The organism is Thioclava sp. JE_KL1, assembly GCF_009296265.1.
Lineage (GTDB): Bacteria > Pseudomonadota > Alphaproteobacteria > Rhodobacterales > Rhodobacteraceae > Thioclava.
In genome coordinates this window covers 189,408-212,222 of record NZ_WBJS01000007.1, presented here as the reverse complement: position 1 = coordinate 212,222, position 22,815 = coordinate 189,408, and the positions used below count along the sequence as shown (strand labels likewise).

The following is a 22,815-nucleotide window of genomic DNA, read 5'->3' as shown; positions in this document are numbered from 1 at the left end:
GCTGCCCCTTTCCTGCGCGGTAGCATGCGCTAAGTTCGGGATCAAACAGGAGAAAGCATGTTCTATCGCACCTCGGATGGCCACCCTCTCGCCCATAACCCGTTCAATTCCATCGTCGCCCCGCGTCCGATCGGCTGGATTTCGACGCGCAGCGAGATGGGCGACAACCTCGCGCCCTACTCCTTCTTCAACGCGGTCGCCTATACGCCACCGCAGGTGATGTTCTCCTCGACCGGGGTGAAGCCCGACCGCGACGGCACGAAGGACAGCGTCTCGCAGCTGCGCGAAGCGGGTGTGTTCTGCGCCAATCTCGTGACCTATGCGCTGAAGGATCAGATGAACGCCTCCTGCGCCAATTTCCCGGCCGGCACAGATGAGTTCGCCAAATGCGGGATCGAGAAGGCGGAATGCGAGACGATAGATTGCCCGCGTGTGGCGGCGGCGCCGGCCTCGCTCGAATGTCGAGTCGTTCAGGTGATCAAGCTTCTGGGCGAGGGGAATTACCTCGTGCATGGTGAGGTGACGGGCATCCATATTGCGGACGATTGCCTGAAGGACGGGCTCTATTCACCGCCCGACCGTCTGGTGCGGCTCGGCAATCGCGGCGATTACGCGGCCGTGTCGGAAACCTTCGAGATGCTGCGGCCTAAGCTCTGATCCGTGCGCGCGCCCGGCTGCGTCGGCCTTCGACAAGCGTGTAGAGGCCGCTCGCCACGATCAGCGCCGCGCCCACGATCATCGCCGCATCGGGCCGCTCGCCGAACACCACCGCGCCGAGGATCAGCGCGAAGATCAGGCGGGTGTAGCGGAAGGGCGTGATGACCGAGACCTCGCCCATCCGCATCGCCTTGGTCAGCGACCAATAGGCGAGGCTGCCGAAGGCCACCGCACCGGCCACGTCACGCAGCGCAAAGAGATCAGGCGTCGTCACACCGCCGAAGATCAGCAGGATCAGCACGCCGGTCGGGATCAGCATCATGAAGCCGTAGAAGCTGAGCTGGAAATTCGACAGGACCGGCGGGCAGGCGCGCGTCGCCAGATCGCGGCCCGCGAACCCCAGCATCCCCAGCACGGTCCAAAGGGCAGCCGGGACGAAGCCGTCGAGGCCGGGGCGCAGCACGATCAGCACGCCGATGAACCCGATCCCCACCGCGACCCAGCGGCGGATGCCGACGCGTTCGGAAAACACCACCGCGGCGCCCGCAACCACCACGAGCGGCGTCGCCTGCAGGATCGCAGAGGCATTGGACAGCGGCGTCAGCGCGATCCCCAGCGTGTAGCCGAGACGCCCCACCACTTCGAGCGCGAGCTTGATCAGGAGCGGTTTCGAGGCAAGCGCCGGATGCAGCAGACGCTGCCCGCGCGCGGTGATGAGCCCTGCGAAGACTGCCATCCCGCCGAGGCCGAACAGCATCAGCACCACGCCCACCGCGAGATGGGTCGAGGCGGATTTGACGAACATGTCTTCCATCGCGAAGGCCGCCATCGCGACGACCATCAGCACCGAGCCGCGGATATTTTCCATAGATCCTCCCGTGGGGACTCCCATATCCCCCTGCGCCGATAGACCGCGCGGCAAGTGGCTGCAATCCCTCTTTCCTCCCGGGGCCGTGGCGCTTAGGCTCGCCGCGACGCGGAAAAGACAGGCGAAGGATGCGCAGAATGGACAGAATGATCGGGGTGATCGGCGGCTCGGGCGTCTATCAGATCAACGGGCTCGAAGGGGCCGAATGGATCACCGTCGAGACGCCGTTCGGTGCGCCCTCCGATCAGGTGCTGACCGGCACGCTGGACGGTGTGAAGATGGCCTTCCTGCCCCGCCACGGGCGCGGCCATGTCGAGACGCCGACCACCGTCCCCTACCGCGCCAATATCGCCGCGATGAAACAGCTGGGCGTCACCGATCTGATCGCCGTCTCCGCCGTGGGCTCCCTGAAAGAGGCCTATGCGCCGGGCGATTTCCTGATCGTGGACCAGTATATCGACCGCACCTTCGCGCGTGAGAAAACCTTCTTCGGCCCCGGCATGGTGGGCCACGTCTCGGTCGCACATCCTGTTTGCTCCGACCTCTCGGCCGCCTGCGCCGAGGCCGCGCGCAAGACCGGCGTGAGCGTCCATACGGGCGGCACCTATGTCGCGATGGAGGGGCCGCAATTCTCGACCAAGGCCGAGAGCGAGCTTTACCGCCAGTGGGCCGCCGACGTGATCGGCATGACCGGCATGCCCGAGGCCAAGCTCGCCCGTGAGGCGGAGCTGCACTATGCCTGCGTCGCGATGATCACCGATTACGACTGCTGGCACCCCGATCATGATGCGGTGGATGTGGCGCAGGTCGTTGCCGTCGCGATGAAGAACGCCGACAAGGCGCGCGATCTGATCGCGGCTCTGCCCGCTCTGCTGAAAGGCGCTGCGGGCGATTGCGCCACCGGCTGCACCCACGCCCTCGACAGCGCGATCATGACCGCCCCCGACAAGCGCGACCCCGAGATGGCGCGCAAACTGAAGACCATCGCGGGCCGCGTGCTCGACCTCTGAGGATCCCATGAACAACGTCAAAGACTATATCCGCACCATCGCCGATTTCCCCCATGAGGGGATCATGTTCCGCGATGTGACGACGCTCTTCGCCGATCCGCGCGGCTTCCGCATGGCGATCGACCAGTTGCTGCACCCGTGGGCGGGCCAGCAGATCGACAAGGTCGTGGGGCTGGAGGCGCGCGGCTTCATCATCGGCGGCGCGATCGCGCATCAGCTCTCGAAAGGCTTCGTGCCGATCCGCAAGAAGGGCAAGCTGCCCGGTCAGACAATTTCGCAGGCCTACCAGCTGGAATATGGCGAGGCGGTGATGGAGATGCATGAGGATGCGATCAAGCCCGGCGAGAAGGTTCTGGTCGTCGACGATCTTCTAGCCACCGGCGGCACCGCGCAGGCGGGCATCCAACTGATCGAGCGCGTCGGCGGCGAGATCGTGGGCCTGTCCTTCATCGTCGATCTGCCGGAACTGGGCGGGCGCAAACTGCTCGAAGATCGCGGCATGAATGTCAGCGTTCTGTGCGAATTCGAGGGGGCGTGAGCCCCCGCCCGACACCCGCCATTCTTGCCGTCGTGATCCGCGACGGGCAGGCGCTGCTGGTCCAGCGGGCGAACCCGCCAGATGCCGGGCTCTGGGGCTTTCCCGGCGGCAAGGTCGAGTTCGGCGAGACGCTTCTTGCGGCGGCAGAGCGCGAGTTGCTGGAGGAAACCGGCGTGCAGGCGCGGGCCACCCATGCCTTCAACGCGCTCGACGTCCTCGCGGATGATGGAAAGGGCACGCTGGAGCATCACTTCGTGCTGGTCGCTGTCGAATGCCGGTGGCAGGCCGGAGAGCCGGTCGCGGACGACGACGCGCTGGATGCACGCTGGGTCGCTATCGACCGGATGGAGCGGGACCTTCCCCTCAGCCGTGACGTGGCACGGATTGCCCGGCAGGCCGCCGCGCTGGGACCGCGTTAACGTCTTTCTTACGCGAATCGACTTACCCTGAGCCGGCCTGATGGTTCGGCTGCTTGCAATGACACGTGAACCAGAACGCCGCGCTCCGCCTGCTCTCCTGGCGGGGCGCGTTTCTCTTGGCCCTCAGCGCTCCGCCAACACCGCGCCGGGGTTCAGGATGCCTTTGGGATCAAGCGCCGCCTTGATCGCGCGCATCGCAGCGAGCTTGCCCGGATCGCCGTAACGCTCCAGATCGCCCACCTTGAGCCGCCCGATCCCGTGCTCGGCCGAGATCGAGCCGCCGAAACGGTCGACCAGATCGTAGACCGTTTCGGGGATCGCGCGGCGCAGGTTCTCGTATTCCTTGCGGTCGCGCCCCTCGGCGGGGAACGCATTGAAATGCAGGTTGCCGTCGCCGACATGGCCGAAGCAGTTGATGCGGATATTGCCGAGGTCGAGAAGCGCGCCGCGCGCCTCTTCGATGAACGCGGCGAGCTTCGGCAGCGGCAGCGAGATGTCATGGCTCGAGATCGACCCGATCCGCTTGTTCGCTTCCGGCAGGCTCTCGCGCAGGGCCCACATCTGGGCGCGCTGGCTCTCGGAACTTGCAATCACCCCGTCGCTGACCAGTCCCTCGGCCGCCTCGAACAGCTCTGCCAGCGCCTCCTCCGGCGCCAGCCCTTCGGGCAGACCGATCTCGATCAGCACCGACCAGTCGGGGCGGGTCTCAAAAGGCTGATGCACCTCCGGTCCGACCTCGTCGAGAAAGCGCAGCCCCTGCCCCGAGATCATCTCGAAGGCCGACACGCACCCGGGCATCCGGGCCTCGGCCAGTTCCAGAAGTTCCAGCGCGGCGGCGGGGCTTTCGACCACCATCATCGCCGTGCCGACCTCCGCCGGGCGCGCGAAGAGCCGCAGGGTCGCCGCCGTGATGATACCGAGCGTGCCCTCGGAGCCGATCAGCAGATCCTTCAGATCGTAGCCGGTATTGTCCTTGCGCAGATGCTTGAGCCCCGAGATCACCTTGCCATCGGCCAGCACCGCTTCGACGCCCAGACACAGCTCGCGCGCATTGCCATAACGCAGCACGTTCACCCCGCCCGCATTGGTCGCCAGCACACCGCCGATCCGGGCAGAGCCCTGGCTTGCGATCGTCAGCGGGAACAGCCGCTCCGCGCCTTCCGCCGCCTGCTGGGCCTCGAGCAGCGTCGCGCCCGCTTCGATCTCCAGCACATGGCCGGTGACCGCGCGCACGGCATTCATTTTCTCGAGGCTCAGGATGACCGGCGCGGGACCGTCTTCGGTAATCTGGCCGCCGACCAGACCGGTGCCCCCGCCATAGGGCAGCACGGCCACACCCGCCGCATGGCAGTGCTTCAGAACCGCGGCGACTTCTTCGGTCGACGTCGGCTTCACCAGAACTCCGCCAAGACCGTGATACCGCCCGCGCGGCTCTTCCAGATAGGACGCGCCCGGCGCCCCGAGGCTCAGGCCCGGCACCGCGTCCCGCAGCGTCTCGACGAAACTCTCATCAGCGGCGGTGCGCATCTCTGCCTCCTTCGGCTTGGCTGAAATATCCCGGGGGGCTGGCTACGCCAGCGGGGGCAGCGCCCCCTCGACCGTTCGCCCCGCACCATGTCGCGCGAGCGCAAGCGTCCCTATCGGACATCCGTCCGTCCCCGGCGATCCGAGCGCAGGTTGGAATAGAGCACGTGATTGCGCCAGCGCCCGTTGATCTGCAGGTAGCTTTGCGCGACGCCCTCGTATTTGAAACCGGATTTCTCCAGCACCCCGCGCGAGGCCGCGTTCTCCGGCAGGCAGGCTGCCTCGATGCGGCTCAGGTCGAGCTTGGTGAAGGCGTAATGAACCACGGCCTCAATCGCCTCGCGCATATAGCCATGACGCGCGTGGCGTTGGCCGATCCAATAGCCCAGTGTGCCCGCCTGCGCGGGCCCACGCCGGATATTGTCGAGCGTGATCGCCCCCAGAAAAATGTCGTCGCGGCGCGAGAACAGGAAGACGGGAACGGCGGTGCCATTCGCAATCGCGCGCGCCGCCCAATAGACCCGGTTCGAGAACGCCTTGCGGCTGAGGTGGTCGGAGGACCAACTCGGCTCCCACGGCACCAGGAAGTCGCGGCTGTCCTCGCGCAGGCTGGCCCAAGGACGATAATCCCCATGCTGCGGCGGACGCAGGATCATTCGATCCGTATCGATCCGCAGCTGACGACGACGCGCGAACATCAGGCGGCGAGCCTTTCGCGCAGCTCCCCAAGCTCGGGCGCATCTTTGACCGGGCCGTAAAGCGCCATGGCCGTGCGCCCGCCGACGGCGAGCCGTTCGCCGAAATCGCGCACCGCATCACGGGTGACGCTGTCGATGCGGGCAGAGGCCTCGTCGATCCCGGGCACGCGGCCCCAGATATAGAGGCTGCGCGCCATACGTTCCGCGCGCGCCGAGGCGCTTTCAAGCCCCATCAGCAGCCCGGCCTTGATCTGGGCGCGGGCGCGGGCGATCTCGACCTCGGTCATGTCTTCGGCGGCGCGTTTCAGCTCGTCGATGGTCAGTTCGGCCAGACCGCGGACCTCGTCGCCGGAGGTGCCCGCATAGACGGTGAACATGCCGGTATCCTCATAGGCGCCTGCCTGCGAGAAGATCGTGTAGCACAGACCCCGTTCTTCGCGGATCTTCTGGAACAAGCGCGAGGACATCCCCCCGCCCATCGCCACAGAATAGACCTGCGCGGTGTAGAGATCGGCGTCACGATAGCTGGGCGACTCGATGCCAAGCGCGAAATGCGCCTGTTCGAGTTGTTTGATCTCGCGCCGCTCGTTACCGATCCACTTCGCCGGATAGGGCGCGGGGTTCAGCGCGGGGCGCAGGTCGCCGAAGATATCCTCGGCACGCTTCACGATCTCCGCGTGATCGACCGCACCCGCCGCCGAAAGGATCATCTGATCGGGGCCGTAATGTTCGGTCACGAAAGCCGAGAGATCGTCGCGCGCGAAGCTGCGGACCTTCTCCGCCGGGCCGAGGATCGTGCGGCCCATCGGCTGATCGGGGTACGCGGCCTCTTGCAGCCAGTCGAAAATCACATCGTCGGGCGTGTCGAGCGACTGGCCGATCTCTTGCAGGATCACGCCGCGCTCCACCTCGATCTCGCGCTGATCGAAGACCGGGTTCAGCAGAATGTCCGAAATCACGTCGAGCGCGAGCGGCACGTCTTCGGCCAGCACGCGGGCGTAATAGGCGGTCATCTCGCGCGAGGTATAGGCGTTGATATAGCCGCCTACATCCTCGATGGCTTCCGCGATCTGCAGCGCCGAGCGCGTCTTGGTGCCCTTGAACGCCATGTGCTCGAGGAAATGCGCGATGCCGTTCTGCTCGGGGCGCTCGTGGCGGCCACCGGCCGTGATCCAGACGCCAATCGCGGCAGAGGCGAGGCCCGGCATCGACTCGGTGATGATGCGCAGACCGTTCTTCAGGGTGGTCATTTCGATCATGTGCGGCGGCGCTCCCGGATCAGGGCTTCAAGGTCTGCAAGGTCATTCGGCACGCGGGTCACGCGCTCCTCGCGGGTGAACAGGTCGGCCATGCGCGGCGGCAGGTCGGGACGGATGCCCGTCGCCTCTTCCACCGCATCGGGGAACTTGGCGGGATGCGCAGTGGCGAGTGTGATCATCGGCGTGGCCGGGTCACGCGCGACCGACGTTTTGCCCACGTTCACGCCGACTGCGGAATGCGGACAGAGCAGTTCACCGGTTTCCTTCAGCGTGTCGCCGATCTCTTCCATCGTGCGCGCCTCGCCGACCGAACCGCTGTCGTAGATGTCACGCAGCGCACCGATGGCGTTTTCGGAGACGGTGAAGGAGCCTTCGGTTTTCAGCTCGTCCATCAGCTTCTCGATCGCGGCCCCGTCCTTGCCGTAGGCCCAGAACAGCGCGCGCTCGAAGTTCGAACTCACCTCGATATCCATCGACGGCGAGATCGAGGGCGTGACGCCCTGCTTGGTGTAATCGCCCTTCTCGAGGCAGCGGTGCAGGATGTCGTTCTGGTTGGTCGCGATCACCAGACGCTCGACCGGCAGGCCCATTTCCTTCGCAAGGAAGCCCGCAAAGATATCGCCGAAATTGCCGGTGGGCACGGTGAAGGAGACCTTGCGCTGCGGCGCACCGAGCGCCACGGCCGAGGAGAAGAAATACACGATCTGCGCCAGCACGCGGGCGAAGTTGATCGAGTTCACGCCCGCCAGACCGACCTCGTCACGGAAATCAAAGTCGTTGAACATGTCCTTCAGCTTGCCTTGGCAATCGTCGAAATCGCCGTCGAGCGCGAGCGCGTGGACATTGCTCTCGATGGGCGTCGTCATCTGGCGGCGCTGCACTTCGGACACCCGGCCATGCGGGAAGAGGATGAACACATCGACATTGTCGAGCCCGCGGAAGGCCTCGATCGCCGCCGAGCCGGTATCGCCCGAGGTGGCGCCGACGATGGTGATCTTCTGGTTGCGTTTCTGCAGTTCGATCTGGAACAGTTGACCGATCACCTGCATCGCGAAATCCTTGAACGCGAGCGTGGGACCGTGGAACAGCTCCAGCAGGAAGTGGTTCGGTGCCAGCTGCACCATCGGCGCGCGGGCGACATGGCCAAAGCCGGAATAGGCGCGCGTGATGGCGCCGCGCAGTTCCTCGTCCGAGAAAGTCTCGGAGACGAAGGGCTTCATCACACGGAACGCGACTTCCTCGTAGGGCTGCCCTGCGAGCGCGGCGATCTCATCGGCGGAGAACTGCGGCACGGTCTCGGGCACGTAAAGCCCGCCGTCACGGGCAAGCCCCGTCAGCATCGCATCGCCGAAATTCAGAACCGGGGCTTTGCCCCGCGTGGAAACATAACGCATCGTCAATCCTCAGGCCTGTTGCCGCCTGATACGCCAGAGAAGAAAGATTGTCATCCCAGCCCAGACGATTGCGAGCAAAAACCAGGTGATCGCGTAACCGAGGTGGTCATTGGGGATGCCGGTGATGGTGACGGGGACCGGCGTTATGCCCTGCGCGGCGCCTTCGACGGTGCGGGCGACGATCAGGATCGGCTCGGTGCCGAGCTTGGCGGCCATCGCGGGCACGTCGCGAGCAAACCAGATGCCGGTCTTGGCGTCGGGCTCGGGCGTGTAGCTGTCGGTCTCTTCGGGCCAGTGCAGGTTGCCGGTGACGGTGAGCTCCGTGGCGGGGCGGTCGGTGCCCTTTTCGCCCTCGGGGATGAAGCCACGATCGAGCAGGATCTTGCGGCCCTGATCCGTCTCGAAAGCGTCGATGACCCGGTAGCCCGCGCCGACGCCCTTCTGGCCCGAGAGCACGAGGGTTTCCAGCCCCGTCGTGCGCCCGCTTACCGTGACGGGTTCGTATTTCAGCGGCTTGGTGTCGGTGCCTTCAGGCGGCAGCGCCTGCGGCTGGCCTTCGATCTTGGCGGAAATCTCGGCCAGCATCGCCTCTTTCCAGCCAAGGCGCTGCACCTGCCAGATGCCGAGCGAGATCAGGATCGCGCAGCCGACGATGCCCAGCAGCAGCGGAAAGATGTAGCGTTTCATCAAGCCTCCAACAAAGCGGCGCGAGGGTCGCCCCCCGCGCCGATCTGTGCATTTGCGTGTGATGGCCGGGGGCGCTTACGCGCTGCCCCAGATATAGATCGACGCGAACAGGAAGAGCCAGACCACATCGACGAAGTGCCAGTACCAGGCGGCGGCCTCGAAGCCGACATGCTCGTTCTGGGTCATCTGGCCTTTGACGATCCGGATCAGGCAGACGAGCAGGAAGATCGTCCCGATGATGACATGCGCCCCGTGGAAGCCCGTCGCCATGAAGAAGTTGGCGCCGTAGATGTTGCCCGCCAGACCGAAGGCCGCGTGGCTGTACTCGTAGGCCTGCAGTACCGTGAAGGACGCGCCGAGGATCACCGTCAGGATCAGGCCCTGCTTGACCTGGCTGCGGTCGTTTTCATGCACCAGCGCGTGGTGTGCCCAGGTGAGCGTCACGCCCGACAGGAGCAGGATCACGGTGTTGATCAGCGGCAGGTGCCACGGATCGAAGGTCACGATGCCTTCGGGCGGCCAGACGCCGTCCTGAATGGGGCTCATCGGGCCCATCGGATACATGGCGTGCTTGAAGAAGCTCCAGAACCAGGCCGCGAAGAACATCACTTCGGACATGATGAACAGGATGAAGCCATAGCGCAGGCCGATCCGCACCACCGGAGTGTGATCGCCCACTTCGCCCTCGTGGACTACGTCCGACCACCAGCCATACATGGTGTAGAGCACCACGAGCAGGCCGCCGAAGAAGACGTAATGGGTAATGCTCTGCATCCAGAGCACCGCCCCGAAGAGCATGATGAAGCCACCAACGGCCCCGAGGAGGGGCCAGATCGAGGGCGGTAGGATGTGGTAGTCGTGGTTCTTTGCGTGGGCCATGCGTCTCCCTCCGATGGCTAGTTGACCGTCTCCGTCTCCCTTTGACGGACCGAGGCAGTTTCCTCCGGCTCGGGAAGGTCGGTTTCATAGAAAGTATAGCTCAACGTGATCGCGTGAATCCGCTTCGCATCGGCATCCTCGACGATGTCGGGATCGACGAAGAAGCTCACCGGCATCTGCACCCTCTCCCCGGGTTGCAGCACCTGTTCGGTGAAGCAGAAACACTGGATCTTGTCGAAATAGTAACCAGCCACGTCGGGCGAGACATTGTAGCTCGCCGTGCCCGCGATCGGATGATCGGTCGGGTTGTAGGCCTCGTAGAAGGCGAGCCCGTTCTGCCCGATCTTCAGTTTCATCTCGGTCTGGACCGGCTTGAACTCCCACGGCATGCCGCGCGCGACATTGGCGTCGAAACGCACGAGGATCTCGCGGTCGAGCACCTTGTCGGGCAGCACCTCGGCGGTGTTGGTCGTGCCGCCATAGCCGGTCGTCTTGCAGAACCAGTTGTAGAACGGCACCGCAGCCCAGGCCCCTGCCCCCATCACGACGATCACCGCGAGCAGCGAGAGCAGCACGCGCGTGTTCGACCGATCTGCGGGGCGTTGGGTCATTGCGAAGCCCCTTCCGCCGGCAGCACGGAGGCGCGCGGCTGGTGGTCGTAGGCTTCCATCTTCGAGCCGTTCTCGACCTTGACCACGGTCAGACCGAAGACGATTGCGACGAACCCGAGAAGAACCGCGCCCAGCCCCGCATTGCGCGAGAACCGACGGATATGAAGGTCACTGTCCCGGGTGATTGCCATCGCTTACCAGACTCCCAAACCGATATAGCTCAGCCCCGCTTCGGCCAGCAAAGCCGCGAAATGCGCGAAGAGGTAGATGAGCGAGAAATAGAAGAAGCGCTTCTCGACCGCGTATTTGTCGGCCTCCGCCTGCGCTTCGGTGCGGGCGTGGATCTCGATCGCGCCCTTGATGAAGAGCGCATTCATGATCAGGGCCGTCGCGAAATAGACCGGGCCGCCGATCGAGGTGAAACCGGTGCCGACCGCGATGGGGGCGAGGATGAAAGCGTAGAACAGGATGTTCTTGCGCGTCACGACCCGACCGTGGGTCGAGGTCAGCATCGGCACTTTCGCCTCGTCGTAATCGGCCTTCATGAACAGCGCGAGCGACCAGAAATGCGGCGGCGTCCAGAGGAAGACCAGCAGGAACATCGCCACGGATTCGATCGAGATGCCGCCCGTCGACACGGCCCAGCCGATCATCGGAGGGAACGCGCCCGCCGCGCCGCCGATCACGATGTTCTGCGGCGTCGCGCGCTTGAGCCACATCGTGTAGACGACGACGTAGAAGAAGATGGTGAAGGCGAGGAACAGGCCCGAGAAGATATTCGTGGCCAGCGCCAGCATCACGCAGGAGATGCCCGACAGCGCGAGGCCGAAGCCCAGCGCCTCGCGCTCCGAGATGCGGCCCGCCGGGATCGGACGGTTCCGGGTGCGGCGCATGATGCGGTCGATATCCGCGTCATACCACATGTTCAGCGCGCCCGAGGCCCCGCCGCCCAGCGCGATGAACAGGATCGCGACGAAGCCCACGAAGGGATGCACCGGATTCGGCGCGACCACGAGACCGACGAAGGCGGTGAAGACCACCAGCGACATCACGCGCGGCTTCAGAAGCGCGATGTAGTCGCCGAACCGCGCCTCGTTGTCCTGTTGGCGGATATAGCTGATGTCACTCATGAAAGCGTCCCTCGGGTGTTATCGCACAATGAATTCAGTTCTGTGCGACCCGAACCGCGCCATCCGTCTCGACCGAGGCGAAGTCATTCTTCGCACGCTCAAGCCAGTTAGCGTAAACTTCCGGTGAGACAACTTTGACCACGATGGGCATGTAAGCGTGGTTGGTGCCGCAAAGCTCCGAACATTGGCCGAAATACACACCTTCTTGATCGGCCTTAAACCACAATTGCGCGATCCGGCCCGGCACGGCGTCCTGCTTCACGGCGAAGGCGGGCACGGTCCAGCTGTGAATCACGTCTGCGCCAGTGACTTGCACGACGATCGTCTTGCCCGCGGGCACCACCATCGCGTTGTCGGCGGCCAGCAGATATTCGTCGGGCGCATAGCCATGATCTGCGAGCTCGTCTTTCGCGAGCATCAGCGAATCGAATGCCACGCCCTCATCGGGGTATTCGTAGCCCCAGTACCACTGGTAGCCGGTCACCTTCACGGTGATGTCGCCTTCCGGGATTTCCTGCTGATTCCACAGCGCGGGCAGCGAAAACGCCCCGATCGCCACGAGAATCACGATCGGCACGAAGGTCCAGGTGATCTCGAGCGGCGTGTTATGGGTGAAGCTGCGCGGCGTCGGATTGGCGCGGCTGTTGAAGCGCAGGATCGCGTAGATGATCAGCGCGAACACGAAAACGCAGATCGCGGCGATGATCACCAGCAGCATATGGTCGAGCCATTGCTGATCTTCCGCGAGGTTCGAGGACGCGGGCTGGAACCCCGTGCCGCCCAAATGCGGCTTACCGATCACCGGCAGCCCCTTGATCATGTCCTGAGCCGAGGCCTGCCCGGCGACGAGCGTCAACGTAACAGCCGACGTGACAGCGGCCGCGATGCCGCGGCCCTTGCTTGCAAAGCGCATAAGTCCCATGTCTCCCTTTTGGCGGCGTTTCTCCCTGCCGCCCGACGGCGTTCGGATCTCCCAAACCGTTCACCGTTGCGTGTTCTCACTTTAAAATCATATTGGGAGGGTGGCGCAAGCAAAAGCTGCGACATTTTGTCAAAATTGATCGCCTTAGCAGGAGTCCAGATGACCAAGCCCGACCGTTTCGCCCCTTTCGAGGACAAGCTCGACCAGGATCGCGCGCTGCATCTGCTGCGTGAAGCGACCGCAGGGGCTGAGGATGGCGAGCTGTTTCTCGAACAGCGCCGGTCCGAGGCGCTGGTCTTCGACGATGGCCGGGTGAAAACCGCCTCTTACGACGCCTCCGAAGGATTCGGGCTGCGCGCAGTAAAGGGCGACGTCGCGGGTTATGCCCATTCGACCGAGATTTCCGAAGCCGCGCTGAAGCGGGCGACAGAGACGGCACGCCTCGCCGTGGGCGATGGCGGCGGCACGATGGCGCCCCCGCCCAAAGGCACGAACCTGCATCTTTATAGTGACACCGATCCCGTCTCGGATACGCCCTTCGCCGCGAAGATCGACATCCTGCGCGAGATCGATGCGTTCGCCCGCGACCTCGACCCGCGCGTGGTGCAGGTCTCGGCCTCGATGGCGGCGAGCCTGCAGGAGGTGTTCATCCTGCGCCCCGAGGGCGGGCTGGTCTCGGATATCCGCCCGATGGCGCGGATCAACATCTCGGTCATCGTGGAAGAGAACGGACGGCGCGAGTCGGGCGGTCATGGCGGCGGCGGGCGGTTCGGCCTGTCGGGCCTGATCGAGCCCGCGCATTGGCAGCCGGTCGCGCGCGAGGCGCTGCGCATCGCGCTGGTGAACCTGCGCGCCGAGCCCGCACCTGCGGGGGTGATGGATGTGGTGCTTGGGCCGGGCTGGCCGGGCGTGTTGCTGCACGAGGCGGTGGGCCATGGTCTGGAAGGCGACTTCAACCGCAAGAAATCCTCGGCCTTCGCCGGGCTGATGGGGCAGCAGGTGGCGGCGAAAGGCGTAACCGTGCTCGATGACGGCACGATCCCCGACCGGCGCGGCTCGATCACGATTGACGACGAGGGCACGCCCTCGGGCAAGAACGTGCTGATCGAGGATGGCGTGCTCGTGGGCTACATGCAGGACCGCCAGAACGCGCGCCTGATGGGCGTGGAGGCCACCGGCAACGGGCGGCGCGAGAGCTTTGCCCACGCCCCGATGCCCCGGATGACCAACACCTATATGCTGGGCGGCGATGCCGATCCGGGCGAGATCCTCGCCGATCTGAAGGACGGCATCTATGCAGTCGGCTTCGGCGGCGGTCAGGTCGACATCACCAACGGCAAGTTCGTCTTCAACTGCACCGAAGCCTATCGCGTGAAGAACGGTGTCGTCGGCGCACCAGTGCGCGGGGCCACGCTGATCGGCGACGGGCCGACCGCGATGCAGCATATCCGCGCCATCGGCAACGACCTCGCGCTTGATCCCGGCATCGGCAATTGCGGTAAGGCGGGCCAATGGGTGCCGGTGGGTGTCGGCCAACCGACCCTGATGATCGGCGGGCTGACCGTGGGCGGCTCGGCCGCGTAAACGATTCGCCGACGGGCGTGGGGGAGATGATCCGGCAGGGCCTCCCCCGTGGCCCCTAGCCGCAAATCGATAGCGCCAAAAATCTGCAACCAAAACGTGAAAAATTTATCCCAAACCCGTCGCGATACAGGGTTTGGTAACGAGTTATTAAGAATAACGCGGCAGAAAGGGTGAGCGATTGAGGCGGAGGGTCGGATGGAAACAGATTTGTTTTCTTACCCCACCCCCTTCACCCCACCCACCACGGAAGAAGATGAACTGCCGGTTCTTCGCCTCATTCGTTCCCGACGTGTCGGGCCCACAACCTTCCACAGATTAATCGGTGAACATGGCTCCGCGGCGGCAGCGCTCGCGGCCCTGCCCGAAGTCGCCCGCGCGGCGGGCGTCGCCGATTACACCCCCTGCCCCGAGAAACAGGCCCGCGCCGAGATCAAGGCGGGCAAGGCGGCGGGCGCTCGGCTGTTGATCCATGGAGGGCCGGGCTATCCCGCTGCGCTTGCCGAGATCGACGACGCGCCGCCCGTGCTCTGGGCGCTCGGCCAGCTGGAATTGCTCACCCGCCCGATGATCGCGCTGGTCGGCGCGCGCAATGCCTCTTCGCTGGGCCTGCGCATGGCGAAGCGACTGAGCGAAGGTCTGGGCGAGGCGGGCATCTGCGTAGTCTCCGGGCTGGCGCGCGGGATCGACGCCGCCGCCCATGAAGCCGCCCTGCCCACGGGCACGATCGCGGTGCAGGCGGGGGGCATCGACGTGATCTATCCGCAGGAAAACACCGCCCTCGCCCAGCAAATGGCCGAGACCGGGCTGCGGCTGACCGAAGCCCCGCCCGGCACCCAGCCGCAGGCGCGCCACTTCCCTGCGCGCAACCGGATCATCTCGGGGCTCAGCGCAGGCGTCGTCGTGGTCGAGGCGGCGCTGAAATCGGGCAGCCTGATCACAGCGCGCGACGCGCTCGATCAGGGGCGGGAGGTCATGGCCGTGCCGGGCCATCCGATGGACGGGCGCGCGGGCGGCTGCAATGCGCTGATCCGCGACGGGGCGACCTTGGTGCGCGGGTCCGAGGATGTGCTGGCCGCGCTGAACGCCCGCGCAGCGCCTCCCGCACCGCGCCCTGCGCCGCCCCCTCCGCCAACGCGCCGCGCCGTGAAAAGCGGCGATCTCGGCGCGAAGATTCTCGAACGGCTCGGCCCCTCCCCCACCGCCGAGGATCAGGTGATCCGCGATCTCGACGTGCCTGCCGCGGCCTTCTCGCAAGCCCTCACCGCTCTCGAAATCGAGGGCAAGATCGAGCGGCATCGGGGCGGCCTGATCAGTCGTCCGCTCTGAGGGGGAAGGGATTACCTCAGGGTCAGGACGCATTGACAATTCGCCCCAAACGCCCACATGTTCCGCGCCCAGACCCTTTTTGCACTGAATAGTGAGGACCTTATGGCTGTTGTTGTCGTCGAATCCCCTGCCAAGGCCAAGACGATCAACAAGTATCTAGGGTCGGACTACACCGTTCTCGCCTCCTTCGGCCACGTCCGTGACCTGCCTCCGAAAGACGGCTCGGTCGATCCCGAGCACGATTTCGAGATGAAATGGGAAGTTGCGAGCGACTCGAAAAAGCACATCAAGGCGATCACCGACGCGCTGAAAGATGACGACACGCTGATCCTCGCAACTGACCCCGATCGCGAAGGCGAAGCGATCTCGTGGCACCTGCAGGAAGCGCTGGAGAAGAAGCTCAAGGGCAAGAATGTCTCCCGCGTCACCTTCAACGCGATCACCAAGAGCGCAATTCAAGAGGCGATGAAACATCCGCGCGATGTCGATGCCCCGCTGGTGGAGGCCTATCTGGCCCGCCGTGCGCTCGACTACCTCGTGGGCTTCAACCTCTCGCCGGTCCTGTGGCGCAAGCTGCCGGGCGCGAAATCGGCGGGCCGCGTGCAATCGGTCTGCCTGCGTCTCATCGTCGAGCGCGAGATGGAGATCGAAGCCTTCAAGCCGCGCGAATACTGGACGGTGAAAGTGATCCTGACGACGCCCCGCGGTCAGGAATACGAGGCGCGCCTGTCCGTTCTGGGCGGCAAGAAGCTCGAGAAATACGACCTCGAGAACGAGACCGCGGCCGAGATGGCAGTGCAGGCGATCACGTCGCGCGATCTCAGCGTGACCTCGGTCGAGGCGAAACCCGCCAACCGCAACCCCTACCCGCCCTTCATGACCTCGACGCTGCAACAGGAAGCCAGCCGCAAGTTCGGCTTCGGCGCGCGGGCCACGATGTCGGCGGCGCAGCGTCTCTATGAAGCGGGTCACATCACCTATATGCGGACCGACGGCATCGACATGGCCCCTGAGGCCGTGATGCAGGCGCGCGATGCGATCAAGGACAAGTTCGGCGACAGTTACGTTCCGAAGTCCCCGCGCATGTACAAGAACAAGGCGAAGAATGCGCAGGAAGCGCACGAATGTATCCGCCCGACGGATATGTCGAAATCGCCCGACAAGCTGAAGCTCTCCGACGATCAGTGGAAGCTGTATGACCTTATCTGGAAGCGCACGATCGCGTCGCAGATGGAAGCGGCCCGGTTCGAGCGTACGACCGTTCTCGTCGGCTCCGGCGACGAGCAGGTCGAGCTGCGCGCGACCGGCTCCGTCGTCGTGTTCGACGGCTTCCTGAAAGTCTACGATCAGGGCCGCGACGATGACGAGGGCGAGGACAGCAACCGCCTGCCGCAGATCCACGAGGGAGAAGAGGCGAAGAAGGGCGACATCACGCCCGAGCAGCACTTCACCCAACCGCCGCCGCGCTACACTGAGGCGACGCTGGTCAAACGGATGGAAGAGCTCGGCATCGGGCGCCCGTCCACCTACGCCTCGATCGTCACGACGATTCAGGACCGCGGCTATGTGCGCAAGGACAAGAACCGCCTTATGCCCGAGGATACCGGGCGGCTCGTGACGGCCTTCCTGTCGAATTACTTCAAGCGCTACGTCGAATACGATTTCACCGCCGATCTGGAAGACCAGCTCGACGATATCTCGGCCGGCGATCGCGACTATAAGGAAGTGCTCAAGCGGTTCTGGCGCGATTTCTCGGCGGCTCTGGAAGAGACGTCGGAGCTGCGCATCTCGGAAGTACTCGACAAGATCGACGAAGTTCTGGCGCCCCACCTCTATCCGCCGCGCCCCGATGGGTCCGACCCGCGCATCTGCCCGCTTTGCGGCAGTGGCAAACTGCATCTGAAGACCGCGCGCTCCGGCGGGGCCTTTATCGGCTGCGGCAACTATCCCGAATGCCGCTTCACCCGGCCCCTCTCCGCGCCCGATGGCGATGACGAGGTGCAGGCGCTCGACGGCAAGGTACTGGGCTATGACGAGGATCAGGCGATCACGCTGCGCGTCGGTCGTTTCGGCCCCTACGTCCAGAAGGGCGAGCCGACCGAGGATGTGCCCAAGCCGCCGCGTGCTTCGCTGCCCAAGGGTTGGAAGCCCGAGGAACTCGATCTCGAGAAAGCGCTGCTGCTCTTGAGCCTGCCGCGCGAGATCGGCCCGCACCCGGAAGATGGCGAGCTGGTCGAAGCCGGGATCGGGCGCTACGGGCCCTACGTCAAGAAGGGCCGGATCTACGCGAACCTGCCCGAGGTCGACGAGGTCTTCACCATCGGTATGAACCGCGCCGTGGAAGTGATCGCTCAGAAAGCCGCCAAAGGCGGACGTGGCGCGGCCGCGAAACCGCTCAAGGAGCTGGGCGAACACCCCGAGGGCGGCCCGATCGCGGTCATGCCGGGGCGCTACGGGCCTTACGTCAAATGGGGCAAGATCAACGCGACCCTGCCGAAAGAGCTGGAACCGGAATCCGTCACGCTCGAAGACGCGCTTCCGCTGATCGAGGCGAAAGCGGCGAAGAAGGGCGGCACGAAGAAGAAAGCCGCCCCCAAGAAGACAGCCGCGAAAAAGCCCGCTGCTAAGAAACCGGCCGCCAAGAAGACCGCCGCGAAGAAACCCGCGGCGAAAAAGGCGGCGACCAAGAAGACCGACGAGGAGTGAGGCGCCCGCGTCCCACTTCCTCTTGGTAAGAATATCCCGGGGGAGCGCGACAGCGCGGGGGCGGAGCCCCCTCTCTCTTAAGCGTTGTCGCCCTGCGCGACGGGGGCCGAGCCCCCTCCCCCGGTCTGTTTACGCGTGAAGTTGATCCTAACACCCGCCTTCGCCGCATCGCAGCAATTGACTCCCCCCCGCCCCGGCGTCATCTTCACGCGCACATGAGCGGAGGATATCCATGAACAAGATTTACGGTTCCGCGGAAGAGGCCCTCGACGGGCTTCTTTTCGACGGAATGCTGATCGCGGCCGGGGGCTTCGGGCTTTGCGGCATCCCCGAAATGCTGATCGACGCGCTGGTCGAGAGCAAGGTCAAGGACATCACGGTCGCGTCGAACAACTGCGGCGTGGACGGGTTCGGCCTTGGCAAGCTGCTCGACACCAAGCAGATCAAGAAGATGATGTCGTCCTACGTGGGCGAGAACGCGGAATTCATGCGCCAGTATCTGAGCGGCGAGCTCGAGCTGGAATTCAACCCGCAGGGCACGCTGGCAGAGCGCATGCGCGCCGCAGGCCACGGCATCCCCGGCTTCTACACCAAGACCGGCTACGGCACCCAGATCGCCGAAGGTAAAGAGGTGAAGGTGTTCAACGGCGAGCACTACATCCTCGAAGAGGGCATCTTCGCCGACGTCTCCATCGTGAAGGCGTGGAAAGCGGATGAGACCGGCAATGCGATCTTCCGCAAGACCGCCCGCAACTTCAATCCGCCGGCGGCGATGTGCGGCAAGGTCTGCGTGATGGAAGTCGAAGAGATCGTGCCCGTGGGCTCGCTCGACCCCGACTGCATCCACCTGCCCGGCATCTACGTGCACCGCCTGATCCAGGGCGAGCACGAGAAGCGCATCGAGAAAGTCACCACCCGCGAAAAGAAGGAGGCCTGACCCATGGCATGGGATAGAAATCAGATGGCCGCCCGCGCGGCGCAGGAGCTCGAAGACGGCACCTATGTGAACCTCGGTATCGGCATCCCGACCCTGGTCCCGAACTTCATCCCCGAGGGCGTGCACGTCACGCTGCAATCGGAGAACGGCATGCTCGGCATGGGCCCCTTCCCTTATGAGGGCGAAGAGGATCCCGACCTGATCAACGCTGGCAAGCAGACCATCACCGAACTGCCCAACACGGTCTATTTCGACAGCTCGATGAGCTTCGGCATGATCCGCGGCGGCAAGATCGCAATGGCGATCCTCGGCGCGATGGAAGTGGCCGAGAATGGCGATCTGGCGAACTGGATGATCCCCGGCAAGCTGGTGAAAGGCATGGGCGGCGCGATGGACCTCGTGGCGGGCGTGAAGCGCGTCATCGTCGTGATGGACCACACCAACAAGCATGGCGACAGCAAGCTGCTGAAGGAATGCACCCTGCCGCTGACCGGCACCGGCGTCGTCAACCGCATCATCACCAATCTCGGTGTGCTCGATGTGGTCGAGGGCGGGCTGAAGATCGTCGAGACCGCCGAGGGCGTCACCGAAGACGAGATCCGCGAAGCGACCGAGGCGACGATCGTCAACTGATCGCCTCTCGATAGGCTAGAGACGAAGAGAGCGGCCCTCAGGGGCCGCTCTTTGCCATTTGGGTGACCTGGAAGACGCAGCCGTCGCTCACCAGCTGCGGACGCGTCGCACAAAGCCCCCGCGCGACGTTCCACGCCGCCAGAACCTTCGGCACGTAGTCGCGCGTCTCCGCATAGGGCGGCACACCGTCATTCTTCTTCACCGCGTTCTCGCCTGCGTTATAGGCGGCGATGACCATCAGCGGATCGCGGTCGAATTCCTTCATCAGCCAGTCGAGATAGCTCACCCCGCCTGCGATGTTCTGCGCGGGATCTTTGCTGTCGGCAACATCGAAGCGCTCGGCCGTGGCCGGGATCAACTGCATCAGCCCTACTGCACCCGCATGGCTTTGCGCGTCGAACCGCCCGCCCGACTCCACCGAGATCATCGCCAGCACCAGCGCGGGCGAAACTTCGGTTCCGATGGTGGAGCGCAGAATATCGGTGCCATGGGCGCGCGCGATCTTCGCGAGATCGTTGAGCCGCGGCTCGCGCACCCGTGTGCCTTTCGGGCCTTGAGACAGAGCGGAGATCGCCTGATCGAACCGACCCGCCCGCTCTCCAAGGCGCGGCGAGACCTTGTTCCAATACCACGCGTAATGCGCAGGCGCGCGCGGCGTGGGCGTAGAGGCCGGTGCCTCGCCCGTCGCGCCGTCCTCTTTGGCAGGGGCTGTTTCCGGCTCCCAAGGCTGCTTGGCCATCGCGGCAAGCTGGCGCTTCTGCTCCTCGGGGTCGATCTGGATCGTGATGAAGCGTTTGGTGCCGGGCGCAGGCGGCTTGACCGTCTTGGGCTTCACGCTCTTGAAGACGGGGGCTGCAGGCTCGGCCCCCACGGGCGCGACCACGGCCACCATCGCACTGCAGAGAATCCCTGCGAAAACCTTGCGCATCTGCGCCACCTGCTCACTGCCTCGCGCGGCTCTCGAGGGCCGCTTTAGCCCGACTATCCCCGAAAACCCGGAAAAATTCCAGAAAATCCGCCGTTTTCAGGCCGACGAATCGTGGTTTGGCGGCCGAAACTCGGACGCAAAATGCAAATCTCACAAAAAGTCAGATTTTTGTTTCTTTAATTAACAATGACTTAGCGCCTTCGTCAGGCAGGATTTTCATTTTCGCGAAATCGCCTGCGATGCGCCCAAATCGCGCCACGTTCCGGGGGCCATATGTCCCCATACCGCGAGACGGAAACCGGCACGGACGCCAACCGAGACCGCGGGGCAGAGACAAACCTTAGGAGAGACACCATGATGAAGTTTTTCAAAATCAAGAAGTTCCACGACGAAGAAGACGGCGCTGTGACCGTTGACTGGGTTGTGCTGACCGCTGCTGTCGTCGGCCTCGGCGCTGCTGCGCTGGCCCTGGTCCGCACCCAGACCGCTGGCCTGTCGGGCAAGATCGCTCAATACCTCGACGGTGCGGAAGTCACCAAGTCGTTCGACAGCGGCGAAGTGTCCGGCGGCATGGCGGATGGCTACCTTCCGACGACCACCACGACCGACTCGACCGGCGGCTAATCGCCAGACTTGAGATTGACGTTACGGGCCGCCTTCGAGCGGCCCGTTGCATTTCGAAAGAGCCCAATGCTTCGGGGGCGCGCGGGTGCGTCGCTGACGCGTTCGTGAAAAATCCCTCCGGCCGCCGCAATTCGGACATGACGTCTGGGTACCCATTTGAACGCAACGCTCTTAGCACGCAGAGAGGGGATTACATGAGCAACCGGTTTTGGAAATTAAAGCCCATGCTGCGCGACGAAGACGGCGCGGTCACGATCGACTGGGTCGTGCTAACATCGTCTCTCGTTGCCCTGGGCTTCATGGCAACCGCATTGATTTGGCAGGAGACCGCCGGCGCATCCGGCAAAATCTCGAAATTCATCGACGAGCAAGAGGTCGTCCCGGCCTTCGCGGTTGAAGAACTCAGCGACGGCTAGACCGGCTAATTCCACGCCGAGACCGTTCATGCGACAACGTTTCGCCATTTTTCTCTGCAATTAAACGACTCTCGTCGCGGTATTGTCGCCGTTAAGAAAACAGAAGGATGAACCAATGCGACTGATCTTTGTTCTCTTCCTTGTCGCAGGCGTCGGCCTCGCGGGAGTGGCAGTCATGATGGCGCGGGGGCAAATTGCACAGTTTCAAGCCGAACGCGATCAGCTGGCCGCGCTTCAAAAAGACGCGCCGAAACTTGCCGATGTAGTCGTGGTCCGCAAGCCGTTGAGATACGGCGAGCAATTCGGGCCGAAGGATCTGGCCGTAATCAAGATGCAGGCTAATGCGGTCCCGCAAAATGCCTTCAACGTCATCGCGGCAAAAGAAGGCACCCCCGAAGCTGCACGCGCCGCGTTCTTCGAAGGTGACACCCGCGAGCGGGCTTCGATGCGCGCACTGACGCCGGGCGAAGTACTCCTGGCCTCGCGCGTGACGCAACCCGGTCAGAATGCCGGTATCATGGCGAGCCTTCCTGACGGTCGCCGCGCCTTTACGATCCAGGTGTCCTCGACCTCGGCTGTCTCGGGCTTCCTGCGCCCGGGCGATCTGGTCGATGTCTATTGGTCCGGCCAGATCGGCAGTGAACCGGTGACCAAGCTGATCGACCGCAACCTTAAACTGATCGCGATCGATCAGAGCACCGATCCTGACCGCACGAAAGCCACCCAAATCGCCCGCTCGGTCACCGCCGAAGTCAGCCCCGAACAAGTTGCGGCACTGACGCTCGCGCAGAACACCGGGCGCCTGACGCTCTCGCTCGTCGGCCTCGACAACAGCGCACAGCTTGGCCAGATCGAAATCAACCGTGACGAGCTGCTTGGTATCCAGAAGCAAGAGGCCAAGAAGGTAGAAAAAGCGCAGGTCTGCACGATCAAGACCCGCAAGGGCACGGAAGTCATCGAGACGCCGATCCCCTGCACCAACTAAATAAATGACAAATATCAGTCATTTGCGCGGGGTCCTACGGGGCCCCGCTTTTACATGTGACCGTTTATCCACATCAAGAA

General features: G+C 64.1%; 24 protein-coding genes. 12 read left to right on the top strand and 12 right to left on the bottom strand.

Going from position 1 to position 22,815, the window contains the following annotated elements; genetic code table 11:
• Positions 1–57 precede the first annotated feature (57 nt).
• Positions 58–657, top strand: coding sequence for a flavin reductase family protein (locus tag F8R15_RS15100; protein ID WP_152845139.1), 600 nt, complete (start codon positions 58–60; stop codon positions 655–657).
• On the opposite strand, the gene F8R15_RS15095 is transcribed toward F8R15_RS15100, so the two are convergent.
• Positions 647–1,525: a DMT family transporter gene (locus F8R15_RS15095; RefSeq protein ID WP_152845138.1), complete on the bottom strand. Its 879-nt coding sequence runs from the start codon at positions 1,523–1,525 to the stop codon at positions 647–649. The genes F8R15_RS15100 and F8R15_RS15095 overlap by 11 nt on opposite strands.
• Positions 1,526–1,662: 137 nt before the next feature.
• Between F8R15_RS15095 and F8R15_RS15090 the strand changes: the two genes are divergently transcribed.
• The 3 genes from F8R15_RS15090 to F8R15_RS15080 are packed head-to-tail and all read left to right on the top strand — an operon-like array spanning position 1,663 to position 3,492.
• On the top strand, positions 1,663–2,535 hold the full coding sequence (locus tag F8R15_RS15090) for an S-methyl-5'-thioadenosine phosphorylase (protein WP_152845137.1): 873 nt from the start codon (positions 1,663–1,665) through the stop codon (positions 2,533–2,535).
• 7 nt (positions 2,536–2,542) lie between these two features.
• Positions 2,543–3,073: an adenine phosphoribosyltransferase gene (locus F8R15_RS15085; protein ID WP_152845136.1), complete on the top strand. Its 531-nt coding sequence runs from the start codon at positions 2,543–2,545 to the stop codon at positions 3,071–3,073.
• Complete coding sequence (locus F8R15_RS15080; RefSeq protein ID WP_368731062.1) at positions 3,070–3,492, top strand: NUDIX hydrolase; 423 nt, start codon at positions 3,070–3,072, stop codon at positions 3,490–3,492. Before F8R15_RS15085 ends, F8R15_RS15080 begins: the two co-directional genes overlap by 4 nt.
• A 123-nt stretch (positions 3,493–3,615) precedes the next feature.
• On the opposite strand, the gene F8R15_RS15075 is transcribed toward F8R15_RS15080, so the two are convergent.
• The 10 genes from F8R15_RS15075 to coxB all read right to left on the bottom strand — a co-directional run bounded on the left by F8R15_RS15075 (position 3,616) and on the right by coxB (position 12,494).
• The gene (locus tag F8R15_RS15075) at positions 3,616–5,019 is read right to left on the bottom strand and encodes an FAD-binding oxidoreductase (protein WP_152845135.1); all 1,404 of its coding nucleotides are present in this window, start codon (positions 5,017–5,019) and stop codon (positions 3,616–3,618) included.
• Between the two features lie 110 nt (positions 5,020–5,129).
• Entirely contained in the window at positions 5,130–5,714 is a 585-nt protein-coding gene (locus tag F8R15_RS15070) for a GNAT family N-acetyltransferase (RefSeq protein WP_078604300.1), read from the bottom strand.
• Positions 5,714–6,973 carry a pitrilysin family protein gene (locus tag F8R15_RS15065; RefSeq protein WP_078540225.1) on the bottom strand — a complete coding sequence of 420 codons (1,260 nt, stop codon included), beginning with the start codon at positions 6,971–6,973 and terminating at the stop codon, positions 5,714–5,716. Before F8R15_RS15065 ends, F8R15_RS15070 begins: the two co-directional genes overlap by 1 nt.
• Positions 6,970–8,367: a threonine synthase gene (thrC, locus tag F8R15_RS15060; RefSeq protein WP_152845134.1), complete on the bottom strand. Its 1,398-nt coding sequence runs from the start codon at positions 8,365–8,367 to the stop codon at positions 6,970–6,972. The genes F8R15_RS15065 and thrC overlap by 4 nt, the downstream gene beginning before the upstream one ends.
• A gap of 9 nt (positions 8,368–8,376) precedes the next feature.
• A complete protein-coding gene (locus F8R15_RS15055; RefSeq protein ID WP_172976238.1) occupies positions 8,377–9,057 on the bottom strand; it encodes an SURF1 family protein in 681 nt (226 codons plus the stop codon).
• Between the two features lie 72 nt (positions 9,058–9,129).
• Complete coding sequence (locus tag F8R15_RS15050) at positions 9,130–9,933, bottom strand: cytochrome c oxidase subunit 3 (protein WP_078604304.1); 804 nt, start codon at positions 9,931–9,933, stop codon at positions 9,130–9,132.
• Positions 9,934–9,950: 17 nt separating this feature from the next.
• On the bottom strand, positions 9,951–10,544 hold the full coding sequence (locus F8R15_RS15045; protein ID WP_078521866.1) for a cytochrome c oxidase assembly protein: 594 nt from the start codon (positions 10,542–10,544) through the stop codon (positions 9,951–9,953).
• Entirely contained in the window at positions 10,541–10,735 is a 195-nt protein-coding gene (locus F8R15_RS15040) for a hypothetical protein (protein ID WP_078540229.1), read from the bottom strand. Before F8R15_RS15040 ends, F8R15_RS15045 begins: the two co-directional genes overlap by 4 nt.
• A gap of 3 nt (positions 10,736–10,738) precedes the next feature.
• Complete coding sequence (gene cyoE / locus F8R15_RS15035; RefSeq protein WP_078540230.1) at positions 10,739–11,674, bottom strand: heme o synthase; 936 nt, start codon at positions 11,672–11,674, stop codon at positions 10,739–10,741.
• Between the two features lie 34 nt (positions 11,675–11,708).
• A complete protein-coding gene (gene coxB, locus F8R15_RS15030) occupies positions 11,709–12,494 on the bottom strand; it encodes a cytochrome c oxidase subunit II (RefSeq protein ID WP_253732673.1) in 786 nt (261 codons plus the stop codon).
• A gap of 261 nt (positions 12,495–12,755) precedes the next feature.
• Between coxB and tldD the strand changes: the two genes are divergently transcribed.
• The 5 genes from tldD (at position 12,756) to F8R15_RS15005 (ending at position 19,782) form a co-directional block, all read left to right on the top strand.
• Positions 12,756–14,180, top strand: a complete 1,425-nt coding sequence (gene tldD, locus F8R15_RS15025; RefSeq protein WP_078540231.1) for a metalloprotease TldD — start codon at positions 12,756–12,758, stop codon at positions 14,178–14,180.
• Between the two features lie 195 nt (positions 14,181–14,375).
• A complete protein-coding gene (gene dprA / locus F8R15_RS15020; protein ID WP_152845131.1) occupies positions 14,376–15,506 on the top strand; it encodes a DNA-processing protein DprA in 1,131 nt (376 codons plus the stop codon).
• 102 nt (positions 15,507–15,608) lie between these two features.
• On the top strand, positions 15,609–18,212 hold the full coding sequence (gene topA / locus F8R15_RS15015; RefSeq protein WP_152845130.1) for a type I DNA topoisomerase: 2,604 nt from the start codon (positions 15,609–15,611) through the stop codon (positions 18,210–18,212).
• 232 nt (positions 18,213–18,444) lie between these two features.
• Complete coding sequence (locus F8R15_RS15010; RefSeq protein ID WP_078521876.1) at positions 18,445–19,149, top strand: CoA transferase subunit A; 705 nt, start codon at positions 18,445–18,447, stop codon at positions 19,147–19,149.
• A 3-nt stretch (positions 19,150–19,152) separates the two neighbouring features.
• Positions 19,153–19,782, top strand: coding sequence for a CoA transferase subunit B (locus tag F8R15_RS15005; protein WP_152845129.1), 630 nt, complete (start codon positions 19,153–19,155; stop codon positions 19,780–19,782).
• A 37-nt stretch (positions 19,783–19,819) separates the two neighbouring features.
• Here F8R15_RS15005 and F8R15_RS15000 read toward each other — a convergent pair whose 3' ends face one another.
• Entirely contained in the window at positions 19,820–20,710 is an 891-nt protein-coding gene (locus F8R15_RS15000; RefSeq protein WP_253732642.1) for a lytic transglycosylase domain-containing protein, read from the bottom strand.
• Between the two features lie 354 nt (positions 20,711–21,064).
• On the opposite strand from F8R15_RS15000, the gene F8R15_RS14995 reads away from it, so the two are divergent.
• The 3 genes from F8R15_RS14995 to cpaB all read left to right on the top strand — a co-directional run bounded on the left by F8R15_RS14995 (position 21,065) and on the right by cpaB (position 22,735).
• Complete coding sequence (locus tag F8R15_RS14995) at positions 21,065–21,334, top strand: hypothetical protein (protein ID WP_152845128.1); 270 nt, start codon at positions 21,065–21,067, stop codon at positions 21,332–21,334.
• Positions 21,335–21,528: 194 nt separating this feature from the next.
• Entirely contained in the window at positions 21,529–21,750 is a 222-nt protein-coding gene (locus tag F8R15_RS14990) for a hypothetical protein (protein ID WP_143595147.1), read from the top strand.
• Positions 21,751–21,865: 115 nt separating this feature from the next.
• Positions 21,866–22,735, top strand: a complete 870-nt coding sequence (cpaB, locus tag F8R15_RS14985; RefSeq protein WP_152845127.1) for a Flp pilus assembly protein CpaB — start codon at positions 21,866–21,868, stop codon at positions 22,733–22,735.
• The last annotated feature ends 80 nt before the right edge of the window (positions 22,736–22,815 follow it).

Excerpts from the sequence above, each read along its gene's own strand:
- tldD (WP_078540231.1), top strand. The coding sequence starts at position 12,756 with ATGACCAAGCCCGACCGTTTCGCCCCTTTCGAGGACAAGCTCGACCAG.
- F8R15_RS15000 (WP_253732642.1), bottom strand. The coding sequence starts at position 20,710 with ATGCGCAAGGTTTTCGCAGGGATTCTCTGCAGTGCGATGGTGGCCGTG.
- F8R15_RS15005 (WP_152845129.1), top strand. The coding sequence starts at position 19,153 with ATGGCATGGGATAGAAATCAGATGGCCGCCCGCGCGGCGCAGGAGCTC.
- topA (WP_152845130.1), top strand. The coding sequence starts at position 15,609 with ATGGCTGTTGTTGTCGTCGAATCCCCTGCCAAGGCCAAGACGATCAAC.
- F8R15_RS15095 (WP_152845138.1), bottom strand. The coding sequence starts at position 1,525 with ATGGAAAATATCCGCGGCTCGGTGCTGATGGTCGTCGCGATGGCGGCC.
- F8R15_RS15070 (WP_078604300.1), bottom strand. The coding sequence starts at position 5,714 with ATGTTCGCGCGTCGTCGTCAGCTGCGGATCGATACGGATCGAATGATC.
- F8R15_RS15065 (WP_078540225.1), bottom strand. The coding sequence starts at position 6,973 with ATGATCGAAATGACCACCCTGAAGAACGGTCTGCGCATCATCACCGAG.
- F8R15_RS15010 (WP_078521876.1), top strand. The coding sequence starts at position 18,445 with ATGAACAAGATTTACGGTTCCGCGGAAGAGGCCCTCGACGGGCTTCTT.
- F8R15_RS15040 (WP_078540229.1), bottom strand. The coding sequence starts at position 10,735 with ATGGCAATCACCCGGGACAGTGACCTTCATATCCGTCGGTTCTCGCGC.
- F8R15_RS15100 (WP_152845139.1), top strand. The coding sequence starts at position 58 with ATGTTCTATCGCACCTCGGATGGCCACCCTCTCGCCCATAACCCGTTC.
- F8R15_RS14990 (WP_143595147.1), top strand. The coding sequence starts at position 21,529 with ATGAGCAACCGGTTTTGGAAATTAAAGCCCATGCTGCGCGACGAAGAC.
- thrC (WP_152845134.1), bottom strand. The coding sequence starts at position 8,367 with ATGCGTTATGTTTCCACGCGGGGCAAAGCCCCGGTTCTGAATTTCGGC.
- F8R15_RS15090 (WP_152845137.1), top strand. The coding sequence starts at position 1,663 with ATGGACAGAATGATCGGGGTGATCGGCGGCTCGGGCGTCTATCAGATC.
- F8R15_RS15050 (WP_078604304.1), bottom strand. The coding sequence starts at position 9,933 with ATGGCCCACGCAAAGAACCACGACTACCACATCCTACCGCCCTCGATC.
- coxB (WP_253732673.1), bottom strand. The coding sequence starts at position 12,494 with ATGATCAAGGGGCTGCCGGTGATCGGTAAGCCGCATTTGGGCGGCACG.
- dprA (WP_152845131.1), top strand. The coding sequence starts at position 14,376 with ATGGAAACAGATTTGTTTTCTTACCCCACCCCCTTCACCCCACCCACC.
- F8R15_RS14995 (WP_152845128.1), top strand. The coding sequence starts at position 21,065 with ATGATGAAGTTTTTCAAAATCAAGAAGTTCCACGACGAAGAAGACGGC.
- F8R15_RS15045 (WP_078521866.1), bottom strand. The coding sequence starts at position 10,544 with ATGACCCAACGCCCCGCAGATCGGTCGAACACGCGCGTGCTGCTCTCG.
- cyoE (WP_078540230.1), bottom strand. The coding sequence starts at position 11,674 with ATGAGTGACATCAGCTATATCCGCCAACAGGACAACGAGGCGCGGTTC.
- F8R15_RS15075 (WP_152845135.1), bottom strand. The coding sequence starts at position 5,019 with ATGCGCACCGCCGCTGATGAGAGTTTCGTCGAGACGCTGCGGGACGCG.
- cpaB (WP_152845127.1), top strand. The coding sequence starts at position 21,866 with ATGCGACTGATCTTTGTTCTCTTCCTTGTCGCAGGCGTCGGCCTCGCG.
- F8R15_RS15085 (WP_152845136.1), top strand. The coding sequence starts at position 2,543 with ATGAACAACGTCAAAGACTATATCCGCACCATCGCCGATTTCCCCCAT.